The 20,600-nt window shown below is 46.3% G+C and carries 25 protein-coding genes; 10 read left to right on the forward strand and 15 right to left on the reverse strand.

What is annotated here, in order from left to right:
• Nucleotides 1-19: 19 nt before the first annotated feature.
• The 3 genes from JNUCC22_RS17485 to JNUCC22_RS17495 form a co-directional block, all read right to left on the reverse strand.
• Complete coding sequence (locus tag JNUCC22_RS17485) at nt 20-451, reverse strand: hypothetical protein (RefSeq protein ID WP_038460218.1); 432 nt, start codon at nt 449-451, stop codon at nt 20-22.
• A 143-nt stretch (nt 452-594) separates the two neighbouring features.
• Nucleotides 595-1,113: a YwhD family protein gene (locus JNUCC22_RS17490; RefSeq protein WP_038460220.1), complete on the reverse strand. Its 519-nt coding sequence runs from the start codon at nt 1,111-1,113 to the stop codon at nt 595-597.
• Between the two features lie 12 nt (nt 1,114-1,125).
• Nucleotides 1,126-1,785, reverse strand: coding sequence for a site-2 protease family protein (locus JNUCC22_RS17495; protein ID WP_038460222.1), 660 nt, complete (start codon nt 1,783-1,785; stop codon nt 1,126-1,128).
• 105 nt (nt 1,786-1,890) lie between these two features.
• On the opposite strand from JNUCC22_RS17495, the gene JNUCC22_RS17500 reads away from it, so the two are divergent.
• Nucleotides 1,891-2,079, forward strand: a complete 189-nt coding sequence (locus JNUCC22_RS17500) for a 2-hydroxymuconate tautomerase (RefSeq protein ID WP_003151042.1) — start codon at nt 1,891-1,893, stop codon at nt 2,077-2,079.
• A gap of 37 nt (nt 2,080-2,116) precedes the next feature.
• On the opposite strand, the gene JNUCC22_RS17505 is transcribed toward JNUCC22_RS17500, so the two are convergent.
• Entirely contained in the window at nt 2,117-2,536 is a 420-nt protein-coding gene (locus tag JNUCC22_RS17505; RefSeq protein ID WP_007407650.1) for a MarR family winged helix-turn-helix transcriptional regulator, read from the reverse strand.
• Between the two features lie 385 nt (nt 2,537-2,921).
• Between JNUCC22_RS17505 and JNUCC22_RS17510 the strand changes: the two genes are divergently transcribed.
• Nucleotides 2,922-4,301 carry an amino acid permease gene (locus JNUCC22_RS17510; RefSeq protein ID WP_032864567.1) on the forward strand — a complete coding sequence of 460 codons (1,380 nt, stop codon included), beginning with the start codon at nt 2,922-2,924 and terminating at the stop codon, nt 4,299-4,301.
• Between the two features lie 64 nt (nt 4,302-4,365).
• On the opposite strand, the gene JNUCC22_RS17515 is transcribed toward JNUCC22_RS17510, so the two are convergent.
• From JNUCC22_RS17515 to JNUCC22_RS17525, 3 genes are all read right to left on the reverse strand, one after another.
• Nucleotides 4,366-4,866, reverse strand: a complete 501-nt coding sequence (locus JNUCC22_RS17515) for a YwgA family protein (RefSeq protein ID WP_007407653.1) — start codon at nt 4,864-4,866, stop codon at nt 4,366-4,368.
• Nucleotides 4,867-4,906: 40 nt separating this feature from the next.
• Nucleotides 4,907-6,208: an HD domain-containing protein gene (locus tag JNUCC22_RS17520; RefSeq protein WP_003151035.1), complete on the reverse strand. Its 1,302-nt coding sequence runs from the start codon at nt 6,206-6,208 to the stop codon at nt 4,907-4,909.
• Between the two features lie 159 nt (nt 6,209-6,367).
• Nucleotides 6,368-6,592: a YuzB family protein gene (locus tag JNUCC22_RS17525; RefSeq protein ID WP_003151034.1), complete on the reverse strand. Its 225-nt coding sequence runs from the start codon at nt 6,590-6,592 to the stop codon at nt 6,368-6,370.
• Nucleotides 6,593-6,794: 202 nt separating this feature from the next.
• Between JNUCC22_RS17525 and JNUCC22_RS17530 the strand changes: the two genes are divergently transcribed.
• The 5 genes from JNUCC22_RS17530 to JNUCC22_RS17550 all read left to right on the forward strand — a co-directional run bounded on the left by JNUCC22_RS17530 (nt 6,795) and on the right by JNUCC22_RS17550 (nt 10,665).
• Nucleotides 6,795-7,568, forward strand: a complete 774-nt coding sequence (locus JNUCC22_RS17530; protein WP_012118695.1) for an RsfA family transcriptional regulator — start codon at nt 6,795-6,797, stop codon at nt 7,566-7,568.
• A gap of 259 nt (nt 7,569-7,827) precedes the next feature.
• The gene (locus JNUCC22_RS17535) at nt 7,828-8,142 is read left to right on the forward strand and encodes a PadR family transcriptional regulator (RefSeq protein ID WP_015418447.1); all 315 of its coding nucleotides are present in this window, start codon (nt 7,828-7,830) and stop codon (nt 8,140-8,142) included.
• The gene (locus JNUCC22_RS17540) at nt 8,143-8,697 is read left to right on the forward strand and encodes an HAAS signaling domain-containing protein (RefSeq protein ID WP_015418448.1); all 555 of its coding nucleotides are present in this window, start codon (nt 8,143-8,145) and stop codon (nt 8,695-8,697) included. It begins immediately after the preceding gene.
• Nucleotides 8,698-8,794: 97 nt separating this feature from the next.
• Complete coding sequence (locus tag JNUCC22_RS17545; protein ID WP_020957981.1) at nt 8,795-9,715, forward strand: ATP-binding cassette domain-containing protein; 921 nt, start codon at nt 8,795-8,797, stop codon at nt 9,713-9,715.
• A complete protein-coding gene (locus JNUCC22_RS17550; protein ID WP_216061949.1) occupies nt 9,712-10,665 on the forward strand; it encodes an ABC transporter permease in 954 nt (317 codons plus the stop codon). The genes JNUCC22_RS17545 and JNUCC22_RS17550 overlap by 4 nt, the downstream gene beginning before the upstream one ends.
• Here JNUCC22_RS17550 and JNUCC22_RS17555 read toward each other — a convergent pair.
• From JNUCC22_RS17555 to JNUCC22_RS17580, 6 genes are all read right to left on the reverse strand, one after another.
• Nucleotides 10,655-11,491: a hypothetical protein gene (locus JNUCC22_RS17555; RefSeq protein WP_216061950.1), complete on the reverse strand. Its 837-nt coding sequence runs from the start codon at nt 11,489-11,491 to the stop codon at nt 10,655-10,657. The genes JNUCC22_RS17550 and JNUCC22_RS17555 overlap by 11 nt on opposite strands.
• Nucleotides 11,482-12,279, reverse strand: a complete 798-nt coding sequence (locus tag JNUCC22_RS17560) for a hypothetical protein (protein ID WP_216061951.1) — start codon at nt 12,277-12,279, stop codon at nt 11,482-11,484. The genes JNUCC22_RS17555 and JNUCC22_RS17560 overlap by 10 nt, the downstream gene beginning before the upstream one ends.
• Nucleotides 12,248-13,171, reverse strand: a complete 924-nt coding sequence (locus JNUCC22_RS17565) for a DUF6895 family protein (protein WP_216061952.1) — start codon at nt 13,169-13,171, stop codon at nt 12,248-12,250. The genes JNUCC22_RS17560 and JNUCC22_RS17565 overlap by 32 nt, the downstream gene beginning before the upstream one ends.
• Before the next feature lie 48 nt (nt 13,172-13,219).
• Nucleotides 13,220-13,399, reverse strand: a complete 180-nt coding sequence (locus JNUCC22_RS17570; RefSeq protein WP_003151018.1) for a hypothetical protein — start codon at nt 13,397-13,399, stop codon at nt 13,220-13,222.
• A 153-nt stretch (nt 13,400-13,552) separates the two neighbouring features.
• The gene (locus tag JNUCC22_RS17575; RefSeq protein ID WP_007407665.1) at nt 13,553-14,416 is read right to left on the reverse strand and encodes an octanoyl-[GcvH]:protein N-octanoyltransferase; all 864 of its coding nucleotides are present in this window, start codon (nt 14,414-14,416) and stop codon (nt 13,553-13,555) included.
• 46 nt (nt 14,417-14,462) lie between these two features.
• Nucleotides 14,463-15,362, reverse strand: coding sequence for a cysJI operon transcriptional regulator CysL (locus JNUCC22_RS17580; RefSeq protein ID WP_160242390.1), 900 nt, complete (start codon nt 15,360-15,362; stop codon nt 14,463-14,465).
• Nucleotides 15,363-15,477: 115 nt separating this feature from the next.
• Between JNUCC22_RS17580 and JNUCC22_RS17585 the strand changes: the two genes are divergently transcribed.
• Nucleotides 15,478-16,455 carry a YeiH family protein gene (locus JNUCC22_RS17585; protein WP_216061953.1) on the forward strand — a complete coding sequence of 326 codons (978 nt, stop codon included), beginning with the start codon at nt 15,478-15,480 and terminating at the stop codon, nt 16,453-16,455.
• A 36-nt stretch (nt 16,456-16,491) separates the two neighbouring features.
• On the opposite strand, the gene pta is transcribed toward JNUCC22_RS17585, so the two are convergent.
• Entirely contained in the window at nt 16,492-17,463 is a 972-nt protein-coding gene (pta, locus tag JNUCC22_RS17590) for a phosphate acetyltransferase (RefSeq protein WP_007407668.1), read from the reverse strand.
• Between the two features lie 257 nt (nt 17,464-17,720).
• Between pta and hemQ the strand changes: the two genes are divergently transcribed.
• Complete coding sequence (hemQ, locus tag JNUCC22_RS17595; RefSeq protein WP_216061954.1) at nt 17,721-18,485, forward strand: hydrogen peroxide-dependent heme synthase; 765 nt, start codon at nt 17,721-17,723, stop codon at nt 18,483-18,485.
• A gap of 119 nt (nt 18,486-18,604) precedes the next feature.
• Nucleotides 18,605-19,384, forward strand: a complete 780-nt coding sequence (locus tag JNUCC22_RS17600) for an NADPH-dependent reductase BacG (protein ID WP_044802448.1) — start codon at nt 18,605-18,607, stop codon at nt 19,382-19,384.
• A 16-nt stretch (nt 19,385-19,400) separates the two neighbouring features.
• Here the strand turns inward: JNUCC22_RS17600 and JNUCC22_RS17605 are convergent, their stop codons facing one another.
• On the reverse strand, nt 19,401-20,600 hold the full coding sequence (locus JNUCC22_RS17605; protein WP_216061955.1) for a transaminase BacF: 1,200 nt from the start codon (nt 20,598-20,600) through the stop codon (nt 19,401-19,403).

Here is a 20,600-nt window from a genome sequence, read left to right on the forward strand (position 1 = left end):
GTGCATTGCGCGCCGGGCTTTAATCCGCGTCTTCCTCAAGCACCCATGGGAGCAAGAGTGAAAAGTCGAGATGGATAATAGGGTCAGGAAAACCCTTCGGTATAAAAAATGTTGTACTCGGCAATGAAAACGAAAAGCGGATATCTCCCGCCCTCTCTATATGAAACTTCGGCCAGCCTTCCCTAAGCCTGCCAACAATCGGATAGCTGCCCGCATAATGATGCAGGCCGTTTTCCTTTCCATGCTCCCCCAAGTCGTGACAGACAGCCGGACGAATCCCAAACTGCGTAAACAGCCTTGTTTTCTCGGCGGGAAGGAGATTCACCGCCTCGGAAAAGTTCCGGCAGCTCCCGCAATCGCAAGGATCAGGCCATGAGTTTTCGTATTGTTTTCTCGTTTCCGCCGCATCTGCTTCAATGACCCAAGGCCCGATTTCAAAGACGATGAACATGATGAAACCTCCGCGTAAACATGAAAAACCCCGAGTCTTGGTTCGGCTCGGGACTTTCCATGTCCTGATTCTGTATCAACAGTTTACTCAGTACAATTGCAAAATAGTGCAAATATTTATAAAGTTCACAAAAAGTTCACAAATTATTTTTCTTCCGGAAACAGACCTGTTTTCAATTCATCGGATGAACGTTCCCAGAGCCCTTGGTCATGCTTCTGCAGAAATTCAGCAAGCACCTGCTTTGAGCTGGCGTCCATTTTGTCCACGATAATGCAGCGCTTCATTGATTTATCCATTAAATTCACATGCTCCGGCAATGACTTATAGCCTCTGCGGATACTTCTGTCCACGGTCATTTCACAAGCCGTCACACCCGCGTAATAAGGGCCTTCTTCTTTTCTGTCGATGGTGACCCACACGAGCCAGTACGGTTTTCCGTTCGGCACTTCATCTTTGTTCGGCAGGAATTTGATGCCTTTTTCAACGACACTGCGGGCATGCATTGCGCCGATGTCAACGAAGGCTTCCTTCTCTTCCACATCGACAAATACCGGAGAAATATTGTCAAGGCTCAGCGCCCCGGCGCCAAAACCGCCATGTCCGTCGGTCGGATCACTTTTAATAATATTAAATCCGATTGTTTTCTTCTTTTTTTCTTCCATGAAAATACCCTCCTACAAAAGCGGTTGAAATATAATGGCAAATACCTTGAGAATCCAGTCTCTCCCCTCGCTTAACAGCGGCCACACGACATAGGAGCCGACCGGTGTCACAAACAGCACGAGAAACACGATAATCCCGTAGCTCTCAAACTGAGTCATTTTGGCGCGCACCCGCGGCGGCACGAGATCCTCAATAATCCGGTAGCCGTCAAGCGGAGGAAGCGGCAGCAGGTTGAATAAACAAAGCGCGAGATTCAGCTGAATCCAAATAGAGAAAAAGCGGTCAAGCCCAATGCTGAATGCAGAAAGCAGCTCCATTCCGTAAGCATGCATCAACACTAGCAAAAAGAAACCGATAAAGGCAAGAATCAGGTTGCTTACAGGCCCGGCGACGGAAACCAGCACTCCCGCCAGCCGCGGTCTTTTAAAGGCGCGGCGGTTCACCGGCACCGGACGGGCCCAGCCGAAACCCGCGACCAAAATTAGAATCGTTCCGAAAACATCAAGATGTTTAATCGGATTGAGCGTTAATCTGCCCTGTCTCGCCGCGGTATCGTCTCCGAACCGATACGCAACATACGCGTGCGCCAGTTCATGCATCGTAAATGCCACGATCAGCGTAATCACGACATAGGGCATAAGCTCCAGCGGATAATATAAAAATCTGTCCAAATGTAAAAATCCCCTTTTTTAAAAAATGCAAGATTGTCCTTCATTCAGTATACTATAAGTGACCTCTCTTCCAAAGAGAGGAAACGATAAAGGAGGATCAGCACCATGCCGCTCGTAACCGTTAAAATGCTTGAAGGCCGCACAGATGAACAAAAACGGAATCTGGTTGAAAAAGTGACAGAAGCCGTAAAAGAAACGACAGGCGCAGCCGAAGAAAAGATCATTGTCATGATTGAAGAAATGAGAAAGGATCATTACGCCGTCGCCGGCAAACGGATCAGCGATACGGAGTAATCCTTGATAACGGCCGGCGCTGCTATGTCAGGCCGGCTTATTTCATTACTTTTTCAACGAGGCTGAAAAAGGTGTTCTTTTCTTCCTCTGTCAATGCTTCAAACAGCTCGTCAATGAGCATCTGCCGGTTTTCAATCATTTGCATGGCCGCCATTTTTCCCGATTCGGAAAGCGTCATCCATACCGTGCGCCGGTCTTCGTTATTTCTCGACCTTTCCACGAAACCCTCTTTTTCTAAATGATTCAGAGCGGTTGTCGTGGCCGAAGGCGATAATGTGACTTCCTGCAATATATCTTTAATCGTGCACGTGCCGTGCCGGTAAATAATCCTGAGAATAAATCCTCTGATATTGTTTATACTTTTCGGAATTGTCGCCTCATCAAGCTTTTTCGTGCTCTTTAAATATTTCGTGAGCGCGTAATCCAGTACATTTGCTTGCAATATATCATGCTCCATGCAGAAACTCCCCATTTCAAGATGCATCCATCATCATTTGATTGTTTTTTATTACATTTTACTGATACCTCGCGGGGAAAGTCAAAATTTCGGCCGGAAAGCCCGCAACTTTTATCCTGCCCTATATAGACTATTATCTCCTACTTTTTCACCTATCCCTTTTATGCAATGCTGGTTTTATAGACATGATTCAGGTAAAATCATTAAGGGTGACTGCGTTTGACGGAAAGGATAATCTGATCGGATGCGGCAGACAATATGACTGGAAAAGAAACGGAACAGACGGGGAAACAGAACACAGGATTGTCGATTACACAGAAGATGTGACACGGGTAAAAGCCAAAGAGCCCCTCTTGGCTTTTGCTTTTGGATGGAGGGATGCGTGTTGCGGAATATCCTACAAAAAAAAGACATCACCCAGCTGCTTGAACAAAGCAGAAACAGGCAGACTGCCAAAACGATGGGTGGATTTGATTTAACTTTACTGGGCATCGGCGCCGTCATCGGGACGGGCGTCATGGTTCTTACAGGCATTACGGCCGCGAAAAATGCCGGGCCTTCCGTAATCTTTTCTTTTATCATTGCAGCCGTTGTCTGCAGCCTTGCAGCATTATGTTACGCCGAAATCGCTTCTGTTCTCCCGGTTTACGGAAGCGCCTATATTTACTCTTATACCACCATGGGAGAAATTGTCGGCCATTTAATGGGCTGGACGCTCTTATCCGTTTATATGGTGACGGCGTCGGCGGTGGCAAGCGGCTGGTCAAGTTATTTTAATAATCTGTTAGCCGAAATCGGCATGCCTTTGCCGGACAGTCTGCTGCACGTGCCGAGCCAGGGGGGCATCGTCAACCTTCCTGCCATCATCATTACTCTATTAATTGCCGTCGTTCTGTCACGCGGCTCCAAAGAGAGCAAAACCTTTAATAATATAATGGTTCTCGTAAAAATCGGAATTGTTTTGCTGTTTATCATCACAGGAAGCTTTTTTGTAAAGCCGGGCAATTGGCATCCTTTTATGCCTTTTGGAATCAAAGGCGTCATTACGGGGGCTTCTGCCGTCTTTTTTGCGTTTCTCGGATTTGACGCGATTTCCGCTTCGGCTGAAGAAGTCAAAAAACCGCAGCGCAACCTGCCGATCGGTATTATCGGTTCACTGGTGATCTGTACATTTGTATACGTCATCGTCTGTCTCGTCATGACGGGTATGGTTCCGTATTCACAGCTTAATGTGCCGGAAGCCATGTCATATGTGTTACAGACTGTAGGACAAAACGCGGTGGCGGGCGTTATCGCTGCCGGTGCGGTGATCGGACTGATGGCCGTCGTTCTCGCCCATACATATGCGGCGACCCGTATATCTTTTGCGATGGCAAGAGACGGAATGCTGCCGAAAGTCTTTACCATTGTCGGAAAGAAATCGGGAGCTCCGATCTTTAATACGTGGCTGATCGGACTGATCAGCGCCTGCATCGCGGGTTTTGTTGATCTGAAAGAGCTGTCAGATCTCTCAAATATCGGCGCGCTATTGACATTTGCCATGGTCAGTCTGTCCGTGCTGATTCTGCGCCGCACCCATAAGGATCTGCCGCGGGGATTTAAAGTGCCTTTTGTACCAGTACTGCCGATTTTGGCCATTATCTGCTGCTTGTTTTTAATGGTCAATCTGCCGCTGAAAACGTGGCTTTATTTTGCCGTCTGGCTGATCATCGGCGTCATCGTTTACTTTTTATATTCGTACAAGCACAGCAAATTGAGACAATAAACAAAACCAGGCCCGCTTTATCGCGGCCTGGTTTTTTCATCAAAAAAGACGAAAGCCATCGCCTCTAACAAATGTGTTTCAGCTCTTCTATGTAGTGAAGCGCCTCATCATATTCTTCATCCGTATATTTCTGTTTGCTTTTTATCGTAAACACTTTCTCTTTCTTTTCCTCAGCTTCAAGGCCGTCAAAATACAAAATCGTAGACACCAGCTCCAAAAACCGGGATGAGCGGCTGTTGACGCTGTCGATGTACTTCTTCATATCCGGCATCGTAAGCTCCGCATGATGTAAAAACTCGGCTCCCGTCTCCGTCAGCGAGTACCGGTATTGAAAGTAGCCGCCCTTTTTTTCCTTCACCTCATCCAGAAACCCAAGATTGCACAGCTCTTCAATTCGAAGCGTCAGTTCTTCGGAATACGGGCCGTAAAAATGAAAATCATATTTTTCGTAGAAAGGATACTGCATTTTCTTCGCGATATAAATGATTTTCTGCAGCTTTTTCCGCCCGATGATTTCTCCAGAATCCGAGAACACCTTCATCAGTTTTGCATGTTCTTTCAACAAATTCCCGACATCTCCTTTTCCTTCTTTAACCAAAATCCTTCTATGTCAGTCCCAGCAGCTGCCGGATTTTTAATTTTGCTTCAGGGTTTTCTGAATCGTCACAAATGAGGTCCATCGGATAGTAGAGCTTATGGTCCGTCCGGCGTTTGCCCGAAATGGATTCGACAATGGCGGACTGCCTGGACAGCTCTTTGATCTGGCCGTTCTGCGTTAACAGGTGAATCGGCAGACGCTCCTCCTCTTCACCCGGCCGGTAAAAATCATACGGCAGATCCGATGAAGAATCGACCACTAAATAGTAATTGGGATCAATTCCCGCCTCTTTAAACAGAGCGGTCAGTTCAAAATAAGCCGACATTTCCTCATTGGGGTTAAATTCGGCATATTGAAACAGCTGGCGGTTAATGAAGCGGCGGCACAAGTCGGACAGAATCGGGTCCTCTTCTTCCTCCCAAGCCTGGAAATAATATAAAATGATGGCTTCATCAAGCTTCAGATAATCCGCAAGCGTCAGCTTCCCTTCAAAAATGGAATAAAAATGAACGGGAGCATGAGTGAATATATACCCTTCTTCATGGAGCTGCTTCGCACGGTGGAGAATTTTCGTCAAAATGACTTCAGCGCTTCTCGTCACGGGATGAAAATACACCTGCCAGTACATTTGATAGCGGCTCATAATATAGTCTTCGACGGCGTGCATGCCGCTTTGCTTAATGACGATCTGGTCCTCACGCGGACGCATCACCCTTAAAATCCGTTCCATATCAAAATGTCCGTAGCTGACGCCCGTATAGTATGCGTCCCGCTGAAGGTAATCCATCCTGTCGGCGTCAATCTGGCTCGAAATCAGGCTGACCACCTGTTTGTTTTTGTATGTTTTGGCAATGACTTCGGCAACATCCTGCGGAAATCCCGGTCCCGCCTTTCTGAGAACCTGATTCACCTCGGTGTCGCCGAGAATGATTTCCCTCGTATAGTCTTCATGATCCAGATGAAAAACCTTTTCAAAGGAATGCGAAAACGGCCCATGTCCCAAATCGTGCAAAAGCGCGGCGCTGAGACAGAGTTCGCGTTCATTGTCATCCCATTCAGGACGCCCTTTAAAAACATCATCAACCATTCGTCTGACAATCTCATAGACGCCGAGAGAATGGTTAAAACGGCTGTGTTCCGCGCCGTGAAACGTCAAATACGTCGTACCGAGCTGTTTGATCCGGCGCAGCCGCTGAAATTCACGGGTGCCGATCAAATCCCAGATCAGCTTGTCCCGCACATGAACATAGCGGTGAACGGGATCTTTAAACACTTTTTCTTCTGATAATTTTCCGTTTGGATACGCCATCGTCATTCCCTCTTTTTTTTAGCCGTGATTCTATTATATCGGCTCTGTAATTTGAAAACATCCTTGAATTTGTCCGGCGTTTTGTTCCAGTTTTCCGTCATTGATTTTTTGAAGCAAAAAAGCCTGACCCATCGGGCGAGGCTGTCGTAAAATACACATTTACTTTTTGATCTTCTTTTTCACTTTCTCAATCAGCTCATCCTCAGTCGGCGCCGACAGCGGGCGGTTGTTTACGAAAGCAAACGATTTTTTGCGTCCGGGCCCGCAATATGACTGACATCCGACCTCCACTTTTGCATCCGGGTCAGCTTCTTTCAAACGCGGCAGCAAAGTCTTAATATTGGTGGCCTGGCAATCATCACACACTCGGAATTCATTAGCCATGATGTACGCTTCCCTTCATTCAATGTTCCTCTATGTTAAATCTTAATTTTAAAAACGAAAAAAATCACATCACATCTCATTGTACAAGGATTCATCTTATCCTGCAAGGCTCTGCGTATCTCTCATTCTTTCAGCCAATTTGTATAAATATTTTCCAATCTGGACATTCTAATACCATCAAAGATATTGGGGGTTGAGAACATTGACAAAACAAAGACAGGACGCCTGGTCGGAGGAAAACGACCTGCTGCTTGCGGAAACCGTGCTCCGGCACGTCCGGGAAGGAAGCACGCAGCTGAACGCCTTTGAAGAGGTAGGCGATAAATTAAACAGAACGTCGGCAGCGTGCGGATTCAGGTGGAATGCCGTCGTGCGCCATCAATACGAAAAAGCGCTTCAGCTTGCCAAAAAACAGCGGAAACAGCGGATGCGCGCGCTCGGAAACGGCCAGCCGGCCAAGAAGAAACTATTATATCAGCCGCCTGCGCCGGATGCGGACATCATGCAGGAAACCGCAGCCGAAGAGACGGTTCAAACGGAAGCGCCAAAAGAGGATCGGCAAGCCGTCATGTCCGGCGAACATATGCCTTATGTCGATGAAAGCTTCAAGGAAGAGTTAGCTAGTTTATCACATTTGCTGGCGCCTCAGCAGCCGAGCCAAAAGGCGGAGCTCACAATGGCAGACGTCATTCAATTTCTGCAGAGCTATGAAGGCAGCGGAAAGCAAACTTCCGCCCTGCAAATGGAAAATGACCGTTTAAAACGGGAAAACCAAGAACTTCAGTCTAAAACCGAGCAGCTGGAAGCGGCCGTCGAAAAGCTTGAAAAAGATCAAAAAACCATTCAGGAAGACTACGAAACCTTGGTAAAAATTATGAACAGAGCCAGAAAACTAGTTTTATTTGAAGACGACGAACATGCCTCTCCGTCCTTTAAAATGGACCGGAACGGCAATTTAGAAAAAATGGCCGAATAACGGAAAAACCCCTTTCCTTGTCATGGAAAAAGGGGTTTTTGCCATTTGTCAATGACGCGCATCCTGATCTATATTAATGTAAACATTGTTCAGGGGCCTTCTTCCCGCAAGGGCTACGCATCTCGGTCCCCGCCCGCACATAAGCATAAAGATTCAATTCCTCATCCCAAATGGTTCTTGGGAATTATTGATCGATTAGCTACTGTGCAATACACTGTATAGAGAATACAATTATTAGATATGATGGGAATGATAGTAAATGAGTAGCCAATTACGAAAAGGAGCGTTGGAACTTTGTGTGTTGTCCCTGCTTCTTTATGAAGATTTATATGGTTATGAATTAATCAAGATCATAAGTGAAACGTTCCCTGTATCGGAGGGCACCATCTACCCCATATTACGAAGACTCACAAAAAATAACTACCTAAAAACGTATACAGCAGCTTCCGATCAAGGCCCATCACGCAAATATTACAAAGTAACAGAAGAAGGCGCCTTATATCATCACACATTAAAATCGGAATGGCTTGACCTGTCCGAAAAAGTGAACAGCATCATTAAGGAGGGAAAATGAATGTGTAAAGACCAATATTTAAAACATCTCCGGCGGGAAATAAAAGATCTGCCGGAACTTGAGCAAAAAGAGATACTCGCCGATATCGGCGAAATATTCCAAATGGGCGGCGCTGAAGGAAAAAGCGATGAACAAATCGCCGGCAATTTAGGAAACCCCAAAACACTTGCGCGCGCCTTAAAAGCGGATATTTTCATCAGTGATGCCGAGGAGCAGAAAACATGGCGCTCCTTTTTCAAAGCATTCGGCCTGATGCTGGGGATGGGCATGTTCAACTTCATGTTTATGCTGACACCGTTTCTTTTTGCCTCTGTTGCGGTGTTAAGTTTGATGGCGATCGGTCTGATGCTGATGACCGGATCATTCTTTCTCCTCGTAAAAGTGCCGATTATAACAGCCATTTTTAACGGATGTATGGTCCTTGGAGCGGGTATGGCGGTGTTTATGGCCGGATTTGATCTTTCGAAACTGATATTCCGCATCTTTTTGCGCTATTTCAAATGGAATGTCAGCGTTGTAAGGAGGGAAACCATTGAATCGAAAAATGTGGTATAGCATTGCTCTCATTTTAATCGCTGCCGGCCTGATCGGAAGCATGTTCTTCGGTTTTGACGGCTTTTATCCTAAATCATAAGGAAGGTGTGCAAATATCATGACTGAACCAGCCCTGATATTAAAAGATGTCTCTAAAACAATCAATCATACCCCTATTGTACAGTCAATTTCTTTCGATGTGAGAAAAGGCGAGATTTTCGGCCTTTTAGGGCCGAACGGCTCAGGAAAAACCACTATTTTCAGAATGATCGTACAGCTTATTAAAAAAACAGAAGGAGCCATTTCATTCAGAGGCAGACCGGACAGCGACTTTGAATATTTTATGAGACATATCGGGGTTATCATTGAAGGCCCGGATATGTATCCGAATATGACCGCTTTGCAAAACCTAAAATATTTTACTAAACTGCGCAGCACCTCGCTGCGAACGGATGACCTTATGAATACCCTTGCAAAAGTCGGACTAGAGCAGGCTGCCCGCAAAAAAGTGAAACATTTCTCATTAGGTATGAAACAGCGCTTGGGGCTCGCTTATTCTCTTCTTCACAATCCCGGATTATTAATTCTTGATGAACCGATGAACGGCCTCGATCCTAAAGGAATGAAAGAATTGCGCACCATTCTTTCCGATTTAGCGAAGCAAGGGGTTTCCATTTTATTATCAAGCCATTTATTGTCGGAAATGGAGGAGATTTGCGATAGGGTTGCCTATATTAAAAAGGGACGGATTTTAGGAATTGAAGACATGAAGAACAGACATGACCTTGGTCAGAAAAAACTGTTTACCGTCACGGTCGATCATCCGGCAAGGGCGAAAGAAATATTAGAGCAGGACGGTATTCTTCAAGTACAGCAAAAAGACAGCCGCATCATTGAATTGGAAGCGGAAGAAGATACCATCCCGTATGTCATTAAATCTTTGGCAGAGAAAGAGATTCTGATTTCCCGCGTTTCTGCAAGAACTTTATCATTGGAAGAGAAATACATGATGATTACAGATCAGGAGGACGCGGTATGAGCATATTTCATCTGGCGCAGAACGAATTCATAAAAATAACCCGAAAAAAAGGCACACTTTTATCTCTTTTTTTCCTGTTTCTCATCGTTTTGCTGGCCGGCCTTATTATGAATCATGAGTTAGATGCTTCCTCGGATAACAATTGGAAAGAACGGCTTCTCGCCGAAAAAAAACAGGAAGAAATTGATAAACCGGCTGAAACGACAGGCGTTTATTATTCTGCTGATGTTAAAAATAAAGACTATTATTTGGAGCATAACATCAACCCTTATGAATGGAACGGCTGGAGGTTTTTCGGCACGGTTACTTCAAACGGGCTTGAGATTTTCGTCAGCTTAACCGCGATTTTAACCGTCAGCGGGGTTGTTTCTAAAGAGTTTGCCCTTGGGACGATTAAGTTTATCGCTACAAGCCCGAACCGAAGATGGCGGATTTTAACATCGAAATTTCTGGCCTCCCTTCTGTTTACCGGTATGATTTACTTATTTTACTGTGTGAGCTGTTTGCTGATCGGCGGCGTGTTATTCGGTTTTTCCAATGCTTCATATCCGCTCGTCTATACTCATTTAAATGACAGTCTGTATACCATCAGTTCAATCAAAGCATCCGGAATCATTCTGCTTTTTCGTTTCATATCAATTATAAGCATTGTCACCATTGCGTTCACTTTGTCAGTATTGTGCAAAAGCCAGGCGCTCTCCCTTTGCTTATCCATTTTACTGCTGTTTGCCGGCAGTATATTGGGCGGAACTGATTTGCTTGCCCAATTTACGTGGTATAAATTTACGCTCTTTCCGCATTTAAATCTCGTTGCTTATGTAAATAAAAGTGCGGGTGATGCGATTTCAACGTTAAACATCCCCTATTCCGTGACGGTTATAGCGATCTACTTTCTTATTTGTTTATTGATTTCTTTTTCCGTCTTTCAAAAGAGAGACATTACAGCATAGACAGAGAGGCGGCGGCATAATGAGCGGACGGCAGGAAATACTGCCGGTCCAGCAATTTGCCGCTGACCGCCCCTTGGTCCATCGCTAATGGATTCAAATAACCGAAGCTCCCGCTGCTTCGCTGCTGAAAGTGTAGAAATTCCCGCCCTTCCCGTATAAAAAGCGCCTCATCGAATTGGAGAAATTTCATAATGGCAGTGTATTTTGCAACGGCGTCAATGTGATACTTTCTGCACTCGGCTAACATTAAACCTGAAAAAGCAAAGTCTGATGTTTTGTACCATTCCGTGAGAAAAGGCTGCAATTCATTCATTTGCAAATAAGTGACGGCATAAAGGGCATCCGCCTGTTCTTCCTGCATGCCGCCCGGTGCCATGAGCAAATCGGCCTCACGTTTCATCCCGGTTTCTAAGAACACGATCAGTTCTTCCGGAGTCACCGCCCCAAAATAAGCCCCTAACACCATGAGGATCATAGAGGAGGGCTCTGATTTCAGTTCCTCTTGTAAACCGCGGGCCATTTGTTCAAGTCCGTTATGAAAAAAGATGCTTTTTGCGGCATCCATCCTGCGGTACACATGATACGCATACGCGAACAGGACCGGATGGCATTCGTGTGTTTTTTCTCCGAAATAACGGTCTAGGAATAGAATAACTTCTTCTGTATCCTTTCTGCTTTCAAAATGATGACATGCCGCTAAACCGCAAAACAGGTGCATGAGATCATCTGCTTCCATTTCTTCCGGCTGCAGCTGAATGTTCTTCCAAAAACCCAGCAGCCATTCTTCTGTTTTTTTTATATTAAAATGTTCCTTGACTATCTGCATGTTCCACACTCCAGATTCAGAATCTCAATCGCCGGCAGAAGAGCCGGCGCACAATGAATGGATGGATTCTCGTTATTTATATAATGAAGAGCCGCTTGACAGCCATAAAAAAATGGATCGATACACGATTGGATAAATAACATATTGCACAGCTGTTTCATTTTTCGGCTGCCGAGACAAAATACAAGCCATTTTTGAATGGAAGCCTTCAAGCCGGGATGAAGCAGATGCTCTCCCTCATTCAAATGAAGAAGACAGTACTCGACAAACTCCAGCTCGTTTTCAGCTGTTCTTTTCCATGCGTCATGGAGCAAAGGCTGAAACATCGAATTCTTGTAAAAGCGCACTTTTTCATGGTCAGTTGACATTCCCAGCTCGCTCAGCAAACCGACAAATTCGGCGTATTTAAAATAAGGCCATTCTTTTTTTATAAGATAGCCGTTTTGCAATCCGTGACGTATGACCTGATCATCCGAATCCATTCCCTGCTTCTTTTTATAAGCTTTTGCCGTTAAATAGATATGAATCAACTCATTGACAATGGCCGTGTTACAGTGAAACAGATCTTCCCAGCATGACTTATCAACGAAAGCGGAGGCAATCCTTTCAGTATGTTCTTTTACAGCGGAAGAATGGCTCGTCTTCCTGTAGTACTTGCAGAAGCCGGCAAACAGCTGAATGCTCTTTTGATCCGGAAGCGATTGTTCAGCAAAAGATAATAAAAATTGGTCTGTCTCTTCAGCTAATCTATTCAAGTTAATCGTTCCTTTCTGCCCAAAGACAGGCATGCGCGGCGCCAGCGGCGACAAGTGTTGTATGATAGCAATGTTTGAACACATCTTCTCTTCGCTGTTCACCTGTCAAACCGGGTTTATGTTGATAGGTGATGCTCGGGACATTCCCCTCTTTCATTCGGCCGTGATAGATTTTATTCCAGGCTGCTTCATAAAGCGGTTTATGGTTGTCCTTATCCATGTTGATATGTAAAAAAGAGCTGCACATCAATAATTCACTGGTAATATCTAAATTCTCAAGACAGATATAGATCCCGAGAAATTTCAGGACCTTTTCTTTTAACGACGGCAGATGATACTCTTTATCCGTAAGCGAAGAACATCCCATGTCTGTTATATAAAAAATCGTATGAGTGATGCTGTACGCATCATGATCCGTCATATATGTATTTGGGATATCCTGACCAGCTGCTGTGTAGTGATATAAGTCAGAAAAATCCGTTATTTCCGAGGTTACGCCTGCTCTTTGCAGACTGTACTTCAGATCCATTTTCCGAAAGGGAACTTTAGCAAGGCTGCAATCAAAACGCGCTGCCGTGAATTTTTCCAGCTCCCATATCACCGAAGCCCGTGACGGATGATCAGTCAAGGTAAGAAATTCACCCGCAATAGCCAATCCGGCGAGACCGTCCGGATCAAAATGAATAAATTCTTCAAGCTGATCATTACGGAGCCTTTCTGTAATAAACTCCGTTAAAACAGCAACTTCCTTATCATCTGCCTGATTTCTGATCAGGTAATTGGTAAGAAAAATGAGTTCTATAAATGTTTTAAGGCGCCACCTGAAATCATTTGCTACTTTATGATTCATATCGAAATAATGGATATTTTTAACAATCCATGACAGTGCTCCCCGCTTAATTTCTGTTATATACTCTTGTGTCAAACTCTCACCGCCTCGTCTCAGATGTGTAGGCTCCAAACAGTGATTATCCTACTTTTGAGCGGCTAAATCAGAGAAATTCAAATTCGGGTTTTGATTGTCTTCTTGGCTCGGCACTACAAGCACCCAGCCGCTCCAAGCGAAAGAATTGCCTGATTGTTCCGCATCTCCGGCTAACAAATGTGTCGGGATCGTGATTCTTTTTTCTTCTTTTATTTTTTTAAAGTTCATATCTCCATCTCCTTTAGTTTATAGAATTATTTGGAACCTACATAAATATATTAATCAAATAAGGTATATAATGTAAACTAGTTTTCATATAACACTTCTTTTTTCACTATAACTAAATAGTATATAATTACCAAAAACAAAAAAAGCCCGGACTTAGTCCAAGCTTTCCTGCGTGCCGAACACCTTCTCATTCCGTTCCAGCATTCGGGTCAGATTTTTTTCAAATACCATTTCCTCTTCCGGCGATAATCCGGCTGCATACAGGCGTCCGCTGAGTTCCTTCAGTTCAGTCAAAAGCGCCAGCATTAAGTCTTGCACGGTAATGTCCGTTTGCAGCAATTCGCTTAATGAAGCCATCGTTTCGGGCCGGATATCGGGATATACGCCTTTTGTATCGTTGCTTTTGTCTTTTAAAGCGGCTTGATAGAAACGTCTGATCAGATCGGCGCGTTCGCTTCCGCTTTTATCGGCGCAGAGGTAAATCTGAACCGCGGTTCCGCCCCGCAGGCGTCTTTGTGAGATTCCCGCGAATTTTCGGCCGCCGATGCTGAGATCATAGCTGCCCGGACAGTACGATCCTTTAATTTCATATGCTTCAATTTCGGCATGGTGCGGACGCAGCATCCGCCGCACCAGCTCTGTCATCGCCTCGTAGCCTCTGTCGATGTCGATGCCTTTTTTCTCGTCTTCAAAAATAAGCGAGATATTCAATACGCCTTCGTCCAGTACGACGGCGAGGCCTCCGGAATTGCGGACAATGACACGGTAGCCTTCGTCCTCCAGCAATTTCACGCCGTCCTCTAAAAACGGCAGGCGCGTGTCCTGAATGCCGAGCACGATCGTCCGGTGGTGCACCCAAGAGCGTGCCGTCGCAGGCGATTCCCCTTTGCCTACGGAGGCGCACAGCGTATCATCCATTGCGAATGACTGCTTCGCATCAAAATAAGGGCCGAGGCTGGATTGGTCAATGATTCTCCAGCTCGGCTGCATCAGTAAATCAATCGGTTGCTTTCCCATCTATATTAAATCCCTTTCGTCATAGGCTTTCCATGCATTTATTATATCACTCCGCTTGTGATGATTGAAATTGGCTTTTCAAAAGAGCGATGAAGATTTCTTTGTTTTTTGTGTTCTCCATAATGGAAGATTGGATGATAGACAGTTTCCGTTTTAAGGAGAATCCTTTTATCTCAAGCACGGAAATGCTGCCGTGAAGCAGATCCTTTTGCAGCACGCTTTTTGACAGAACGGAAAGACCCATTCCGCTGATCACGGCTTCTTTGACGCCCTGGTTGCTGCTGATCGTCATCATGGATTTCGGCCGCAGTCCGTTTGATTGAAGGACGTGGTCTAAATATTCCCTCGTTCCCGAACCCTTCTCCCTCGTCACCCACGCTTGATTTTGCAATTCGGCAGCCGGGATGTTTTTACTGCCGGCGAGCGGGTGTCCGTTCGGTGCGGCAATGCACAATTCATCCTCCATAAACGGCTGAATGTCCAGCTCGTTTTTCCCCGTATGCCCTTCAATTAATCCGATATCGGCTTGAAGCATCCGAACCGCTTCGCTGACCTCCTCCGTGTTTCCGATCATGACGTCCAGGTTCAGCTCGGGATACTCGTTATGAAGCTTTGCGAGAAGCGGCGGCAGAATATATTCGCCGATGGTAAAGCTCGCGGCGATTTTGAGCTTCCCTTTGACATAATGATGATGGGCGTAAATTTCGGATTTCGCCTGTTCGTACAAAAAGACCATCTGCTTGGCGCGCTGATAGAGAATGTCCCCCGTCGGCGTAGTCGTAAAGTGCTTCGGAGAGCGGTTCAGCAAAGCGGTTTGAAATTCTTTCTCCAGGTTTTTAATGTGAAGGCTGACGCTCGGCTGAGAAATCATCAGCTTCTGCGCCGCCTTTGTAAAGTTTTTTTCTTCCACGACGGCAATGAATGTTTTCAGTTCCCCATAATACAAAAAGCATCGCCCCTAATCATTATTTTTCCTAATCGTTTAGATCATATAAATATATTTTACTAATGATTAAGACCGCAGTAAAGTGGAGTTATCAAGATAATGGGAAGTGACTGAGATGAAGATGGTAAAAGGTGTTTCAGTTACCGCAGGAATTGCGTTTGCGGCTTTCTATGTCAGCCTCCTGCCGTTTTTGCAAATGCTCGGAATGCTTGTCCTTGCAATGCTGATCGGCATGCTCTGGCGCGCCGTATTCGGACAGCGGGCGGCATTAGAGCCGGGGATCGCGTTCTCAGGCAAATACTTGCTGAAAGCAGGCATCATCCTGCTTGGCATGAGACTGAATCTGGCGGATATCTATCATGCGGGCTGGCACGTATTTGCAATTGCCGTCTGCTGTATGATGTTTGCGGGTGCCGTTGTATACGGACTGTCCCGGCTGTTCCGTATAGATCAGACACTCAGCACGCTGACAGCCTGCGGCACAGCGATCTGCGGAGCGGCTGCCATTGCCGCGATCGCGCCGCAGATCAGATCAAATGAAAATGCAGCCGCCATCAGCGCGGCCGCCGTTTCGTTATTAGGAACCGTTTTTACTATTGTATATTCTCTTGCTTATCATGGATTGGGCTTTTCTCCTGCGGCTTACGGAGCCTTTTGCGGGGCAACGCTTCACGAGGTGGCGCATGCGGCGGCGGCCGGCAGCGCCGGAGGAAAAGCAGCCGTCGAGATGGCGGTGATCGTCAAACTGACCCGGGTCGCGCTGCTCGTCCCGGCCGCATTCATGCTCGGAATGCGGGCGCGCCGCAGCGGAAAGTCAAAGACGGCTTCTGCCGCTTCGCTCCCCATCCCTTGGTTTATCTTCGGATTTCTCGGAATGAGCGCCATCCATACATCAGGCGTTATTTCAGCCTCGTTTTCCGCGTTTCTTGTTCAAGTGTCTTATGTTTTCATCGGCATGGCGATGGCGGGTCTCGGTTTGAAAGTCCATATATCGGCGTTTCGTCATAACGGCTGGCGGGCGCTCGCAGCAGGCTTGATCGGTTCTCTCTGTTTGTCCCTGTTCGGCTGGGCCGCAGTGACGTTTTTTCTATAAAAAAAGCCGGCCCTCGTAAAGGCCGGCTTTTGCGGATTACAGCGCTTGAGCAGCCGTAATTAACGCAAGATTGTAGACGTCTTCCGCATTACATCCTCTGGAAAGATCGTTTACAGGCATATTCAATCCTTGCAGAATCGGTCCGACCGCTTCAAAGCCGCCTAAGCGCTGAGCGATTTTGTAGCCGATGTTTCCTGCTTCAAGGCTTGGGAATACAAATACATTCGCGTCTCCTTTAATGTCGGAGTCCGGCGCTTTTTTCTCCGCGACAGACGGCACAAATGCAGCGTCGAATTGGAATTCGCCGTCAAGCGTAAGCTCAGGCGCTTTTTCCTTCGCAATTTTCACGGCTTCAGCCACTTTGTCCGTCTCGTCTGATTTCGCCGATCCTTTTGTAGAGAAGCTGAGCATGGCAACGCGCGGGTCAATGTCAAACATTTGAGCCGTATTGGCGCTTTCAATGGCGATTTCGGCAAGGTCCTGGCTGTCAGGAGAAATGTTGATCGCGCAATCAGCGAACACATACTGCTCGTCACCGCGGGCCATGATGAAGACGCCTGATGTTTTTTTCACGCCTTCTTTTGTTTTGATGATTTGCAGTGCAGGGCGCACCGTATCAGCAGTAGAATGTGCAGCTCCGCTGACAAGTCCGTCTGCGAGACCTTTGTAGACAAGCATCGTGCCGAAATAGTTTTCGTCCAGCAAAGCTTTGCGGGCCTGTTCTTCCGTCGCTTTGCCTTTGCGGCGTTCTACGAAAGCCTGAACGAGTTCTTCCATGCCTTCATATGTATGCGGGTCAAAAATGTCCACGCCGTCAAGCGTAAGATTTAATTCTTTCGCTTTTGCTTGAATGTCTTCTTTATTGCCGACTACGATCGGCTTTAATACCTTGTTGCCCGCCAAGTTGTTGACCGCAACCAGGATACGTTCGTCCAACCCTTCAGGAAATACGATTTTCACATCTTTTCCTGCGACTTTTTCTTGTACTTTTGTAAATAAATCTGCCACGATATACCCTCCTCTATGTTGACAAAAAACGCTTACTTTTACAGCATACTCTTCTTCCAGCTAAATTCAAATAACCAACTTCTATTATAGCGCTTTCAAAAAGAAATCTTATTTTTCTAACTAATTTAATTGACGGTTTGTTTCACGGCTTAGTTTCTGACACAAGGCTTCGGATTATTCAAGGTTTCTCCACAGCCGAAACGGTTAAACTGTGATATAGTGAAGGCATCAATGAAAAGATATAGGAGTGAAGATACATGAGTGAGCAGCAAAAAACGAACGAAGCCGCCCAAACGCTTGACGGCTGGTACGCGCTTCACGATTTCCGCACAATGGACTGGACGTCATGGAAGATGTTATCCAGCGATGAGCGCCTGTCGATTATTCACGAATTTACGGGACTGCTTGAAAAATGGGGCGTCGCCCAAAAAGAAGGCAAAGGCTCGCAAACCATCTACAGCATCGTCGGACAGAAAGCTGATTTTATGCTGATGATTCTTCGCCCGACAATGGAAGAGCTGAACGAAATCGAGCTTGAATTTAACAAATCAAAGCTTGCTCAATTTACAATCCCGGCTTATTCATACGTGTCGGTGGTTGAGCTGAGCAACTACCTCGCAAGCGGAGAAGGCGATCCGTATGAAAATCCGCATGTCCGCGCCCGCCTGTATCCTGAGCTGCCGGAAGCGAAATACGTCTGCTTCTATCCGATGGATAAAAGAAGAAGCGGCAATGACAACTGGTACATGCTTTCTATGGATGAACGCAGAAACCTGATGAGAAGCCACGGCTTGATCGGACGGAGCTATGCCGGCAAAGTCAAACAGATTATCACGGGATCTGTCGGTTTTGACGATTACGAATGGGGCGTCACGCTCTTCAGCGATGATGTGCTTCAGTTCAAAAAACTTGTTTACGAAATGCGCTTTGATGAAGTCAGCGCGCGCTACGGCGAATTCGGTTCATTTTTTGTCGGAAACCGCTTGTCCCTCGACACGCTTCCGAAGTTTTTGCACGTGTAACAACCACCCGCCTGTCCGGCGGGTTTTTTCTTTGTCAGAATTTAAATAAAATTTGCTATTTTCATCATTTTTTTTTACGATGTAAAGGAGATTCCATTTTGGTAAAGGGGTGCAGACAGTTGTCAAAACGAACCGCGTTTATTATGGGAGCCAGTCAGGGGATCGGCAAAGCGATCGCTCTGAAACTGGCGGACAATGGCTTTCATACCGTCATTAATTCACGAGTTCCCGAAAATATCGAATCGGTAAAAGAAGAGATCCTCGCCAAACATCCGGATGCGGGCGTCACCGTTCTGGCCGGGGATATGTCGGACCAGAAGACAAGAGCCGGCATTTTTGAAGAGATCAGATCACAATGCGGACGGCTTGATGTATTGATCAACAACATTCCGGGCGGCTCGCCGGATACCTTTGAAAACTGTGATATAGAGGATATGACAAATACCTTTACGAATAAAACGATCGCCTATATCGACTCTATGAAAACGGCCGCAGCAATCATGAAACAGCACGAATTCGGCAGAATCATTAATATCGTCGGAAACCTATGGAAAGAACCCGGCGCCAATATGTTTACCAACAGCATGATGAACGCCGCTTTAATTAATGCCAGCAAAAACATCGCCATTCAGCTTGCGCCTTTTCACATTACTGTCAACTGTCTGAATCCCGGGTTTATCGCCACAGACCGTTATCACCAATTCGTGAAGAATGTCATGAAGCAAAACGGCATTTCTAAAGCGGAAGCGGAAGAACGGATTGCCTCAGACGTCCCGATGAAGCGTGTCGGAACTGCGGAAGAAACCGCGGCGCTGGCTGCCTTTCTTGCCTCTGAAGAAGCTTCCTATATTACCGGACAGCAAGTGTCAGCCGACGGCGGCAGCATGAAAAGCATATAATAAAAACATCCCGCTCTCAGCGGGATGTTTCTTGTAATGAAGGAAAGGACAAACCGAGCTTTTGAATCCGCAGCACGAATTCCCTCAAATCGCCCTGCTTGGCCACCATTGATATTCTGACATAACGCTTTCCGCCGCTGCCGAAAATCTCGCCGGGCGTCACGACAACATGGGCATGCTCCAGCAGATAGTCCGAAAACTGGTGTGAAGACTCGAATTCATTCGGAATTTCAGCCCAGACATAAAAAGTCCCTTTCGGTTTTTCAATGCTCCAGCCTAATTCCTTTTCACATAACGCCGTGAAAAAGTCAATCCGTTCTTTATATGTGCGCTTCAGACGCTCGGTATGCTCAGGATTTCCTGACAGCGCCGCCGCTGCCGCCTGCTGAAGACCGCCGAACATGCCGACGAAGACGTGATCCTGAAACTCATTGACCGCCTGAATGATTTTTTCATTCCCCACGGCAAATGCCATTCTCCAGCCTGCCATATTGAAGGTTTTCGAAAATGAATAAAGCTCCGCGCCGACCGTTTTCGCTTCTTTCGCCTGAAGAAAGCTGGCCGGGTTCTGATCAAATTCGAACGCGCCGTATGCAAAATCGTGAATAAGGTGGATGTCATGTTTTTTTGCAAACGCTGCCGCTTTTTCATAAAACGCCTGATCCGCAGTCGCGCCCGTCGGGTTATTCGGGTAATTCAAAAACATCAGCTTGGCTTTTTTCAGGACGGCGGGATCAATCCGCTCAAAATCCGGCAAATAGCCGTTTTTCGGATGAAGCGGCATCTCATGCAGCTCCGCTCTGGCCATTGTGATTCCCGATAAATACTCAGGGTAGCCGGGGTTCGGGACTAAGGCGATATCGCCAGGGTTCAGCAGGCATTGCGTCAAAACGTACAAACCAGCTTTCCCTCCGCCGAACAGCGCGACTTCTGTCTCCGGATTGACCGATACCCCATACTCTCTCTCATAAAATTCCGCGATGGCTTCTTTCAGAAACGGATAGCCTCTGAACGGGCCGTATCCGTGATACGAAGGATTCAGCGCAGCCTCCCGCAATGTTTCAACGATATGCGGCGGTGTGGGGAGATCGGGATTCCCCTGCCCGAGGTTAATAATCTGCGCTCCCGTTTTCTCCATCTCTTTTACCTTTTGAAAAACGAGCGAAAATTCCTGTTTCGGAAGTGTCTTGATGACGTCGGACGGTATGATTTCCAT

The sequence above is a fragment of the Bacillus sp. JNUCC-22 genome (assembly GCF_018861275.1).
GTDB classification, from domain to species: domain Bacteria; phylum Bacillota; class Bacilli; order Bacillales; family Bacillaceae; genus Bacillus; species Bacillus velezensis.